We start from the raw sequence: 1,011 nt of genomic DNA on the forward strand, positions 1-1,011 counted from the left end.
GGCACCTATTCCGTCATCCCGCGGATGTGGGGCGGCCACACCACGCCCGACGAGCTGCGCCGCATCGCGGATGCGGCCGACAAGTACCAGATCCCGACCGTCAAGGTCACGGGCGGCCAGCGCATCGACCTCTTGGGGGTGAAGAAGGAGGACCTGGAGGGTGTGTGGAAGGACATCGGCATGCCCTCGGGCTTTGCCTATGCCAAGAGCCTGCGCACGGTGAAGACCTGCGTGGGCAGCGAGTGGTGCCGCTTCGGCACGCAAGATTCCACCCAGATGGGCAAGGAYCTGGAGCGGGCGCTGTGGGCGATGTATTCGCCGCACAAGGTCAAGCTCGCGGTCTCGGGCTGTCCGCGCAACTGCGCCGAGGCCGGGATCAAGGACGTGGGSGTGATCGGGGTGGATTCGGGCTGGGAGCTGTACGTGGGGGGCAACGGCGGCATCAAGACCGAGGTGGCGCAGTTCCTGGTGAAGGTGAAGACGGCCGCSGAGGTGATGGAGTATTCGGGCGCCTTCCTGCAGCTGTACCGCGAGGAAGGCTGGTACCTGGAGCGCACGGTGCACTACATCGGGCGGGTGGGGCTGGACCATGTGAAGAAGAAGATCCTGGAGGACACCGAAGGCCGCAAGGCGCTGTGGGAGCGGCTGCAGTTCGCGCTGGATGGGGAGCCCGATCCGTGGTTCGAGTCGAGCCAGGCGTCGGTGGACGTGCGGCAGTTCACGCCGGTGGCGGTGGTGGATGACAAGGCGAGCCAGGCGGCCTGAAGACGAGGAGCAACAGCAAATGAGCAACAACAACAGCAACCCCAACAACAGCGGCAACGAGTGGCAGGTGATCTGCCGGGTCGAGGACATCCCGGTGCTGGGGGCGCGCCGCGTGGCACGGCCGGTGGGCGTGGACGTGGCGGTGTTCCGCAATGCCGAGGACCAGGTGTTCGCGCTGCTGGACCGCTGTCCGCACAAGGGCGGGCCCTTGAGCCAGGGCATCGTGTTCGGCACCAGCGTGGCGTG

The 1,011-nt window shown here is 66.7% G+C and carries 1 protein-coding gene and 1 pseudogene; both read left to right on the top strand.

Going from position 1 to position 1,011, the window contains the following annotated elements; genetic code table 11:
* Nucleotides 1-765, top strand: a pseudogene (locus tag AC1DMS_RS31695) (nitrite reductase large subunit); the annotation flags it as partial.
* A 19-nt stretch (nt 766-784) separates the two neighbouring features.
* A partial coding sequence (locus AC1DMS_RS31700) for a Rieske 2Fe-2S domain-containing protein (RefSeq protein WP_478182142.1) occupies nt 785-1,011 on the top strand: 227 nt, incomplete at its 3' end.

Source organism: Variovorax sp. 05T418 (genome assembly GCF_056396385.1).